Source organism: Bacillus cereus group sp. BfR-BA-01379, assembly GCF_022663605.1.
In the GTDB taxonomy this organism is placed as follows: Bacteria; Bacillota; Bacilli; order Bacillales; family Bacillaceae_G; genus Bacillus_A; species Bacillus_A mobilis.
Map to the genome: position 1 here is coordinate 20322 of NZ_JAKUFT010000063.1, position 9474 is coordinate 29795.

Consider the following 9474-nt stretch of genomic DNA (forward strand, 5'->3'; position numbering starts at 1 on the left):
AAAAAATATTCCTCTTTCAAGAGGAATATTTTTTTGAGCTCATTCCCTGCATATTATATATATATCCGTTATAATGAGAATCGATATCATTAATATGTAGGGGGTGCTACACATGTCACAACAAGCATTTGAAGAAAAGTTATATGCAAACTTAGAAGCTGTTATTGACCCTGAACTAGGTGTTGATATTATCAATCTTGGATTAGTTTATGACGTTACAGCAGATGAAAATAATAATGCTGTCATTACAATGACGATGACTTCTATCGGTTGTCCAATGGCTGGGCAAATTGTATCAGACGTTAAAAAAGTATTATCAACAAACGTACCTGAAGTCAATGAAATAGAAGTAAATGTCGTTTGGAATCCACCCTGGTCTAAAGAACGCATGTCACGTATGGCGAAAATTGCATTAGGTATTCGCGACTAAATAAAGTGAAACTTTAATCAGTGGGGGGTTCTTCATCCCCCACTGATTATTAGCCCTCACCAATCGGACTTTAATGGGCAGCCCGACCCCCACCTAACTTCTTTGCTTTCGCTGAATTTTGAGGTGGGGGTCTTACTGCCCATTAAAGCAGGATAAAGAAAGACCTGACATCCTAGTCAGGTCTTTTTCTCTTATTATTTTACCCCTACTGCATCATAAGCTTTCGTAACAGCTTGTACAGCTTTAGAGTTTTTACCATATAAATCTTCAGCTGATTGAAGTGCCGCTTGACGCATCATCTTAAAGTCAGAGTTTGCAGTTAAATATTTCGTAAGAGCACGGTAATAAATTTTTTCTGTCGCTTCACGGCCTACTCCAGTTACTTTCACGCCGTAATGCGTGCCGCCATCAGATACTAAATACGCAGCTTTATTGTTAATACTACTGTTAATATGAACGCCGCCATTATCAGCTGTTCCAGTGTAGCGTTTATTGTAATGATCTGGGTAACCTTCACCTGGTTTTAATGGATTTGGAATAGATGCTGGATCTTTCAGAGAACGAAGTGCATCACCAGGTTTTCCAGGTGTATAAATGTCAGCACCTAAATCCCAGCTCTTCTTCTCAACCATGACACCCATAATATCAGATAACGATTCATTTAACGCACCTGACTCATTTTTATAAACAAGATTTGCTGTATGTTCAGTTACAGCATGCGTTAATTCGTGACCGATAACATCTAGTCCAGCAGATAATGGAATGAATGTTTTACCATCGCCATCACCATACATCATTTGCACACCGTTCCAAGCTGCGTTATTCCAGCTTTCTCCAACGTGAACAGTAGAAATAAGCTTCGCACCTTGATCATCGAATGAGTTACGATTAAACGTCTTTTTGTAGTAATCATATACTTTTCCTGCATTTACATGCGCATCAACTGCCGCTTTATCTTCGAAGAACTTAGATTTACTCTTCACTTCTTCTCCAGTATATCCAAGAATTTGCGAGAATAAATTAAACCAGTTTTCGTCCATATTCTCCGCATCAAATGTATGAACACCTTGTCCTCGTTTACCGTCAAATAAGTTGAATTCTCCTGTTTTCGTATCTTGAGCAATTTCAAATGATTGTCTACCACCTAATACTCCGTAACCAAATCCTGTAATGTTGTCTACAGCATTATATTTCTCAATGACATTTCCATTTGTCGCATCAACAAAATAATGCCAATAGCCTGGAGCTGGTTTTGAAGTCGATGCCTTAACTAAATAGGCAAGATAGTAGTTTCCATCTTTTTCATACACAAATAAATCCTTTTTCACACCATCATAATTCTTTACTTTACCAATTTCTTTCTCAATATCTGCCTTTGCAATCGTTTCTGCTTGCTCTGCGCTAATATTTGCAAACGCAGGAATATTTTTATCATCTAAATTCGGAATAACTTGTCCGAAGAATGCTTTTACATTATTTTCTTTATCAAGTGTAACAGTTTGATCTGAACCATACACAGGAATGTTATTATGCTTCTCAACTAACTTCACGTGTGTTGTGCCAGATTCAGCGTCTTTTTCTTCCCCAACGACATTGAAATGTTTATCAATATTACCTGCTAATTTAAACATATCTTTCTTACTCTCTAAATATTGAAAGACCGTTTCTTTTTTATCTAGTCCTTCCGGTGCTTTCCATTCTTCACCTATGTATGCAGGTGTTTTAAACTCTTGATGATATTGAATTTTTTGTTCTTCCGCTTTCGTTGTCGTTGCTCCAAATGTTCCAAATCCCCCGGCTATAACAGTTAACGCTAATGCTGATGAAATGACTTTCTTTTTCACTATAACATTCCCCATTCCCATAAAGATTTTTGACACTTTTATACAATTCTTGTTTTTCAAGTCGATACCTTTACCGAAAATTTGAGAAAGTTTTTTCTGACAATTTCACTACCTCAAAAAAAGAGAACATCTAATCGATGTCCCCCTTTTCCATCAACATTCTATTGTCTTTTCAACTCAATCGCTAAATAGTGTGACGGCTCTTTCGCTTCAATATGGATATCTTCTTCTATCGCTTCTGCTGCATCACGCATAACAAGCGTTTCACCATTTATTACACTACTTCCTTCAATTTGAACAAGATACAATTGACGGCCTTCTCGCACAGGAAAATGAATTTCTTTTCCAGCATCTAACGATAAAGAATATAAATTTGCATCTTGGTGAATTTGAATTGGTGCCTCTGCTTCTACTGGAGATACCATATGGAACCATTCGTTTTCACGCTTGCTCCAATCAAATTTAAACTCACCATAGTTTGGTTTATGATCCGCACGATCTGGTAAAATCCAAATTTGTAATAAACGTAGTGTTTCATTTCCTAAATTATGCTCGCTATGAAATACACCTGTGCCAGCACTCATATATTGAACATGTCCTCGCTCAATTGTTCCGCGGTTCCCCATGCTATCCTCATGTGTTAAAGCACCATCTACAACGTACGAAATGATTTCCATATCGCGGTGCGGATGCATATCAAAACCAGTTTGTGCCGCTACTAGGTCATCATTAATTACACGCAATGCTCCGAAATTCATGTTATTAGGATTATAATAATTCGCAAATGAAAAATGAAAATGTGTATTTAGCCAACCGTGATTTGCTCTTCCCATATTTTTATGATCAACTTTTCTAAACATACCCTTCACCTCATATTATCTCGAATTCAAGATTTATTCCAAAGTTTTTCTCACTGTAATTTTTTTAGTAATTGTAATAATTGATGTTGTTCTTCTACCTTTAAATTTTGAAACTGCTCCGCTTGGAATGTTTCTTGAGGCGGGACGATTTCTTCGTATAAAACTTTTCCCTTTTCTGTTAACGAAATATATTTTGTAGTACCTTCTTGCTCACGACGAATCCACTCTAGCTGCTCCATTTTATTTAAAAGCTGCGTGATATTTCCCTTCGTAACAAATAGTTTATTTCCAAGCTCTTGCTGTGTTAGACGATTATGCCCTCCAACTTGAGCTAGTACATCAAACTGAGCGGCAGATACATTCCATTCTTTCAAATGCTGATTCGTCTCACGAATACTTTTGTTATAAAAACGTGATAAACGAAACCATAATAGTAATCCGAGTCTATCTTCTGTTTTCATTCTATCACCTCGCTCGTTTCATATTATTAGTTTAGAACTAAACTTTATAAAAGTCAATCGCTTACTTTTAGTAACCACCAAAGAAAGCACAGTGCCATTTCTCCACTATGCTTTACATTAACTTTCTATTTTTATATTCATCTAACTTCCTCTCTGCGAAATTCCTCGCATCTTTCTCAATCCATCTATCTTCGTACAATTCACTTCCAACATACAATACTTCTCTCTTATGCTGCATCGCATGGCGAAATTCATGCAGTAGTGTTTTGAGCACTTGCTCATACTCTTCCCATATGCAAACAAAAATTAATTGTTTTTCTTTATGATAAAAACCACCTACTGGGAATAAGAATTCCTCTTCTTCTTCCCCTAATGATAGAAGCACATGATTCGCATCACACGTATCACAAAAAATAACTGGCGTTTTACATACTTCAATCAATGAAAACAAATCATCTCTAAGCCTTTTGACATCCCAAGGAAGCTCCGAATCCAACACATACCAATTCTCCACCTGTTGATATACATTTTGAAACTGGAGTTCCATTTTTCTTTATTCCCCTTTCCAAGCACCCTTTCTCTATATGTATGCCACAATATGGTAAATATTAAACATATTCTTTCATCCTTGAAAAAATGCCAATAAAAAAGGAATCTATGCCAACATAGATTCCTTTTCCGTAATCACTTTTTTTTCATCATTTTTTTTAATATAAAGTAACCAATTGCACAAACAATAGCAGCAAGTGCAAAGTATTTCACATATGGCCCAGCTACTTTATTAATGCTTTCCCACTCTGTTCCTAATTTAAAACCTAAATATACAAATACAATTGACCACGGAATAACAGCTAATGTAGTTAGCGTAATAAACTTAGCATGTGACATTTTCGCAATACCCGCTGGTATCGAAATAGCATGACGCACAACAGGAATAAAACGCGCTGTAAAAATAACACCAGTTCCATAACGATTAAACCACGCTTCAGCATAATCAATATGTTTCTTCTGAATTAAAATATATTTTCCATATCGCTCAAGAACAGGCCTTCCTCCGTATCGACCGATCCAATAAATAAATAGTTGTGCGATTACACCACCAATTGTACCGAACGCGACAGCGCCCCAAAATGTAATGCTTCCTGTTGATACTAAATAACCTGCATAAGATAATACGATTTCACTCGGAATAACCTCTAGCATTAATCCAAGCATAATTCCCCAATAACCAAGTCCTTCTAGAAACACTAAAACGGAATGAATCAACTCTCCTAACATCATGTACCTCTCTTTACTGTTTTCATTGCAAAAAATAAAAGTACAAGCAGAAAATATCTTGTACTTTTATTTTTTTAATTTAGTTAGCCTTCGTATCCCACTTAAAGATTTTATTTAAAAATTTATATACATTCTTTGACTCTTTCGTCAGAAGTGGACCTAAGATGGATAGTATAAGCACGTATAGTGCTGAGAATGGCTTTAGTACTGACATTAAACCACCGGCTATGCCGATATTAGCCATAATAATAGAGAACTCTCCTCTTGAAACGATTGTTAATCCAATATTTGTTGACGCTTTATGAGATAATCCAGCTTGTCGTCCTGCAATCATCCCTGCAACAAAGTTTCCGATGATTGTAAGAAGGACAGCACCTAACGTTAACCATATCGCTCCGCCCAATGAGAACGGATCAATACTTAATCCGAAACTGAAGAAGAAAATAGCTCCGAAGAAGTCTCTAAATGGAACAACAAGATGTTCAATTCTGTCACTATGCTCTGTCTCAGAGAAAACTAACCCTAAAAGAAGTGCTCCAATTGCTTCGGCAACGTGAATTGTTTCCGAGAAACCTGCAATAAAGAATAACGAAGCAAATACTACAATAATGAAAATTTCATCTGAACTAATATTGAGCAATTTATTTAATAAAGGTGTCGCCTTTCTAGCTACAATAAAGAATAGAAGCATGTATCCTAAAGCAATTCCAATTGAAGTAAGAGCACCTAGGAAGGAAGCATGATCTCCTAAAACTAAACCAGATACAACTGATAAATATACAGCAAGGAATATATCTTCGAACATAATAATCCCTAAAATTAATTCGGTTTCATTATTACCAGTTCTTCTTAAATCCACTAACACTTTAGCAACGATAGCACTAGAAGAAATCGTAATAATACCCGCAATAATTAAGATTTCTAGTAAAGGGAATCCCATTATAAATCCGTATAATAACCCGAGTGAAAAGTTAATTAAAATATAAATTGTTCCGCCAATCGCAATAGAACGTCCAGATTTAATTAGTTTTTTCATCGAAAATTCTAGTCCTAGATAGAACAGAAGGAACAGAACCCCGATCCGTCCAAGGAAGGAAATGACACTTGCACTTTCAATAAACTTGAAATCGATAACACCTATTGTCGGCGCATGTGGTCCCACTAACATCCCAAGAACAATTAGAAACGGAATTACTGAGAATTTAAACTTTCCAGCAATTACTGCCGCAATTGCAACTAATACTAACGCTGTACCAACTTCAAAAATTAAAGTATCCATCTAGTCAGTCCCCCTATTCGAAAGTAACTCATTAATAATTTTTTTAATCTCTTCTCTCTCACCAGAAACGACAAGCATATCTCCTTCTTCAATTGCTGTTTCTGGCCCCGGATTAAATAGCTTTTTCATATTCTTTTTCATAACTGCAATGATTGTTACGCTATATGTTTTTCTTATTTCCAGATCACCGATTGTTTTTCCGATTGCTGGAGCTGCATTCTCCACTTTGAACCACTCAATCGCTAAACCTTCAAAGACCATCTCAACATTTTCTAATGCTCTAGGCTTATATACCATTCCGCCTAATATTGCTGCAATTTGTCTTGCCTCTGAGTCACGTAATGAAATACTTGAGATACTTTCTTCATGGTCTGAATCAAAATGATACATTTCTCTACGCCCGTCATCATGAATGACAATCACCATCTTTTCGTTACCTTTCGTAACGATTTGAAACTTATAACCAATACCCGGAAGTTCACTTTCTCTAATATTCATATTTAGCTCCTCCATAACTTCTTTATTTTAATTTTCTGTTTTTCTGTCTTTTATTCATCCAATCAACTTTAGAAATTCTAACCATTCAGGATACATGTGAGTTGGAAATCTTTTATTGTAATAATAAGTGGCTCCTAAAAAGATACTTACAGATGTAATGATAAAAAATATATTACTTCTCATTTTCAAACTCTTAAGGGTTACTTTCAATAAAGTTTCTTCTTTCAAATTATCCCCTCTTTCTCGCTTTACATTTAGTTTTTTAAAATGTAAATAATTCTAAAAATATTACGATGTAACATAATCATAACACAAAATACGTTTATGTAACATAATTTTTTAGAAAAATTGATTCTCATATATTTTTTGCATATAATTTTCTTATTACGGAAAAAAGGAAGTGTATTATATGGTTGATATCTTTAGCAGATTCCTTGAGGTAACGAATAATATTTTATGGTCATATATTCTTATTGCAATGCTAATCGGCTTCGGTCTTTATTTCTCTTTCAAATTAAAATTTGTCCAAATTACTCATTTTGGTGAGATGGTCAGTTTAATTAGTAAAGGGTTTAATCGAAAAGAAAAAAAGAAAGATAGCATCTCTCCATTCCAAGCATTTTGCTTAAGTGCAGCAGCACGTATCGGTATTGGAAACTTAGCTGGTGTAGCATTAGCCATTTCAATGGGTGGACCTGGTGCAATATTTTGGATGTGGTTTATCGCAATTATCGGAGCAGCTACTAGTTTCGTAGAATGTACGCTCGCGCAAATTTATAAAGTAAAAGATGGCAGCAGGTTCCGTGGTGGGCCAGCATATTACATGGAAAAAGGATTAAACAAACGCTGGATGGGTGTTTGGTTTTCACTTCTTATTACAGTTGCGTACGGATTAATTTTCAATTCTGTACAAGCAAATACAGTAACAATAGCGTTTGAAAATGCTTTTGGACTAGAGCGAACTCTCGTAGGAGCTCTATTAGCTTTATTAGTTGCAGTTATTATTTTTGGTGGTATCAAGAGCATTTCACGTATTACAGAAATGATTGTTCCTCCAATGGCAATCATTTATATCGGTGTGGCTATTTTTGTCGTAATTAACAACTTCAATATGTTACCAAGCATTTTTACAGAAATATTTAACAGTGCATTTGGTTTAGACCAAGCTATCGCTGGTGGTATTGGAGCAGCAATCAAATTCGGAATTCAGCGCGGTTTATTCGCGACAGAAGCAGGTATGGGTAGCTCCCCTAACGCAGCAGCAACATCAGATGTATCTCACCCTGTAAAACAAGGACTTGTTCAAGCATTAGGAGTGTTCGTAGACACATTCTTAGTATGTACATCAACAGCGTTTATCGTATTATGTTCTGGACTTTACAAAGGATCGAATTTAGAAGGTATTGAATTAACACAACAAGCATTAAGTTCACAAATCGGACCGTGGGCAAGCACTTTCTTAGCGATTATTATTTTCCTATTCGCATTCAGTTCTTTACTAGGAAACTACTATTATGGTGAAACAAATATCGCATTCATTAAAGAAAGCAAAACATGGTTAATGATTTATCGCGTTGCAGTTGTCGGAATGGTATTCTTCGGATCAATCGCTGCCCTTAAAACAGTTTGGAGCTTAGCTGATTTATTCATGGGACTAATGGTATTCACAAACTTAATTGCCATCTCATTCCTTAGCAAATTCGCCTACGCAGCATTAGTAGACTATATTAAGCAAAAGAAACAAGGAAAAGATCCTGTTTTCGTTGCAAGTTCTATCCCTGGCTTACAGAATACAGAGTGCTGGGATGGACAGGATGTAGAAGAGAAGCAAAAGGCTGTATAATAATTAAAAGCAGAAGCTATATATCAAACAAAATCCCTATTACTCAACAGTAATAGGGATTTTCATTTATAACAGTTCATAATTTGTTCAAATTAATTCCAGCAAAAGGGTTGATTTATACGAATTACTAGATTATAATAATTATAAATTAGTAATTGATATAACATAACAACTCAAAAGGAGATTGATCATAATGAACAAACAAGTAATTGAAGTATTAAACAAACAAGTAGCAGACTGGAGCGTTTTATTCACAAAACTACACAACTTCCATTGGTACGTAAAAGGACCTCAATTCTTCACATTACATGAGAAATTCGAAGAACTATACACAGAATCAGCTACTCACATCGACGAAATTGCAGAACGTATTTTAGCAATTGGTGGTAAACCAGTAGCGACAATGAAAGAATACCTAGAAATCTCTACTATTCAAGAAGCAGCTTACGGAGAAACTGCAGAAGGAATGGTTGAAGCAATCATGAAAGACTACGAAATGATGCTAGTCGAACTGAAAAAAGGCATGGAAATCGCTCAAAACTCTGACGACGAAATGACATCTGACCTACTACTAGGCATCTACACAGAACTAGAAAAACACGCTTGGATGCTACGTGCGTTCTTGAATCAATAATAGATTTTAAAGCGGAAGCGGCTCGTTCAGAACAGGAGGGTGTTGGAACTCCTGATTACGAGGCGCTTTTTGCCTCGAATGAAGGAGTGAAACAACCGACTGTTCTAGCCGCTGGAGCTGGATATCACGTAAAAGCGGAGGTGACTTGCTCAGAACAAAAGGGCATTGGAGCTCCTGACGAAGAGGCGCTTTTTGCCTCACAGGAAGGCGCGAAATGACCGACTGTTCTAGTCACCGGAGCTGGATAATACTTAAAGCGGAAGCGGCTCGTTCAGAGCCGCTTTTTTCTATGGGGTGGTCGCACGTGCTGATACATGAAATTATATCAACGATTCGACACAGGGTAT

The 9474-nt window shown here is 36.2% G+C and carries 11 protein-coding genes; 4 read left to right on the forward strand and 7 right to left on the reverse strand.

Annotated features, from left to right (window positions below):
• The first annotated feature begins 112 nt into the window (after positions 1 to 112).
• Positions 113 to 430: a metal-sulfur cluster assembly factor gene (locus tag MR113_RS20510; RefSeq protein ID WP_000082521.1), complete on the forward strand. Its 318-nt coding sequence runs from the start codon at positions 113 to 115 to the stop codon at positions 428 to 430.
• A gap of 194 nt (positions 431 to 624) precedes the next feature.
• Here the strand turns inward: MR113_RS20510 and nprB are convergent, their stop codons facing one another.
• From nprB to MR113_RS20545, 7 genes are all read right to left on the reverse strand, one after another.
• Positions 625 to 2274: a neutral protease NprB gene (gene nprB, locus MR113_RS20515; protein WP_242256503.1), complete on the reverse strand. Its 1650-nt coding sequence runs from the start codon at positions 2272 to 2274 to the stop codon at positions 625 to 627.
• 161 nt (positions 2275 to 2435) lie between these two features.
• Positions 2436 to 3134 (reverse strand): pirin family protein, encoded by a 699-nt coding sequence (locus MR113_RS20520; protein WP_242256505.1) that lies wholly within the window; start codon positions 3132 to 3134, stop codon positions 2436 to 2438.
• Positions 3135 to 3184: 50 nt separating this feature from the next.
• Entirely contained in the window at positions 3185 to 3595 is a 411-nt protein-coding gene (locus MR113_RS20525) for a MarR family winged helix-turn-helix transcriptional regulator (protein WP_242256507.1), read from the reverse strand.
• A 112-nt stretch (positions 3596 to 3707) separates the two neighbouring features.
• On the reverse strand, positions 3708 to 4142 hold the full coding sequence (locus tag MR113_RS20530; RefSeq protein ID WP_242256509.1) for a DUF3920 family protein: 435 nt from the start codon (positions 4140 to 4142) through the stop codon (positions 3708 to 3710).
• 137 nt (positions 4143 to 4279) lie between these two features.
• A complete protein-coding gene (gene uptA, locus MR113_RS20535; protein ID WP_002068116.1) occupies positions 4280 to 4873 on the reverse strand; it encodes an undecaprenyl phosphate transporter UptA in 594 nt (197 codons plus the stop codon).
• Between the two features lie 79 nt (positions 4874 to 4952).
• A complete protein-coding gene (locus tag MR113_RS20540; protein WP_000380217.1) occupies positions 4953 to 6152 on the reverse strand; it encodes a cation:proton antiporter in 1200 nt (399 codons plus the stop codon).
• Positions 6153 to 6650, reverse strand: a complete 498-nt coding sequence (locus MR113_RS20545) for a cation:proton antiporter regulatory subunit (protein WP_048528229.1) — start codon at positions 6648 to 6650, stop codon at positions 6153 to 6155. It lies immediately after the preceding gene.
• A gap of 409 nt (positions 6651 to 7059) precedes the next feature.
• Here MR113_RS20545 and MR113_RS20550 point away from each other — a divergent pair, with 409 nt between their 5' ends.
• From MR113_RS20550 to MR113_RS20560, 3 genes are all read left to right on the forward strand, one after another.
• On the forward strand, positions 7060 to 8493 hold the full coding sequence (locus MR113_RS20550) for an alanine/glycine:cation symporter family protein (RefSeq protein WP_242256511.1): 1434 nt from the start codon (positions 7060 to 7062) through the stop codon (positions 8491 to 8493).
• 193 nt (positions 8494 to 8686) lie between these two features.
• Complete coding sequence (locus MR113_RS20555; protein WP_001041892.1) at positions 8687 to 9127, forward strand: Dps family protein; 441 nt, start codon at positions 8687 to 8689, stop codon at positions 9125 to 9127.
• Positions 9097 to 9345, forward strand: a complete 249-nt coding sequence (locus tag MR113_RS20560; RefSeq protein WP_242256513.1) for a hypothetical protein — start codon at positions 9097 to 9099, stop codon at positions 9343 to 9345. The genes MR113_RS20555 and MR113_RS20560 overlap by 31 nt, the downstream gene beginning before the upstream one ends.
• Positions 9346 to 9474: the final 129 nt, after the last annotated feature.

Bases quoted from the DNA above. Each gene is read 5' to 3' on its own strand.
- MR113_RS20520 (WP_242256505.1), bottom strand. From the start codon at position 3,134: ATGTTTAGAAAAGTTGATCATAAAAATATGGGAAGAGCAAATCACGGT.
- MR113_RS20510 (WP_000082521.1), top strand. From the start codon at position 113: ATGTCACAACAAGCATTTGAAGAAAAGTTATATGCAAACTTAGAAGCT.
- MR113_RS20530 (WP_242256509.1), bottom strand. From the start codon at position 4,142: ATGGAACTCCAGTTTCAAAATGTATATCAACAGGTGGAGAATTGGTAT.
- MR113_RS20555 (WP_001041892.1), top strand. From the start codon at position 8,687: ATGAACAAACAAGTAATTGAAGTATTAAACAAACAAGTAGCAGACTGG.
- MR113_RS20545 (WP_048528229.1), bottom strand. From the start codon at position 6,650: ATGAATATTAGAGAAAGTGAACTTCCGGGTATTGGTTATAAGTTTCAA.
- MR113_RS20540 (WP_000380217.1), bottom strand. From the start codon at position 6,152: ATGGATACTTTAATTTTTGAAGTTGGTACAGCGTTAGTATTAGTTGCA.
- MR113_RS20550 (WP_242256511.1), top strand. From the start codon at position 7,060: ATGGTTGATATCTTTAGCAGATTCCTTGAGGTAACGAATAATATTTTA.
- uptA (WP_002068116.1), bottom strand. From the start codon at position 4,873: ATGTTAGGAGAGTTGATTCATTCCGTTTTAGTGTTTCTAGAAGGACTT.
- MR113_RS20525 (WP_242256507.1), bottom strand. From the start codon at position 3,595: ATGAAAACAGAAGATAGACTCGGATTACTATTATGGTTTCGTTTATCA.